The following is a 359-nucleotide window of genomic DNA, read 5'->3' as shown; positions in this document are numbered from 1 at the left end:
ATCCTATACGACCCACCACTTAAAAATTCCAGCCTTTGAGCTGGTTTTTTTATGTCTGTAATTTATTTGTTGGAGCTCAGCCCCTGAGCGAGGTTTTGCTTTTTATGTGGAGCGAACCCCGTCACTTATTGATTTAAAAGGTTCGATTCGGAGGGCGAAGCCTGTAGAAAACTATCATCTATAGATATGGGAACTTGCGGTGTAAACCAAAGGGCGCGCTAAGGGTGATAGTAACCCTATACGGCTCTTACGTTCAGCCACTTAAAAATTCCAGCCTTTGAGCTGGTTTTTTTATGTCTGTAACTTATTTGTTGGAGCTCAGCCCCTGAGCGAGTTTTTGCTTTTTATGTGGAGCGAAC

The sequence above is a fragment of the Neptuniibacter sp. UBA6509 genome (assembly GCA_002435145.1).
In the GTDB taxonomy this organism is placed as follows: Bacteria; Pseudomonadota; Gammaproteobacteria; order Pseudomonadales; family Balneatricaceae; genus Neptuniibacter.
Note: the sequence above shows the minus strand (reverse complement) of the source record.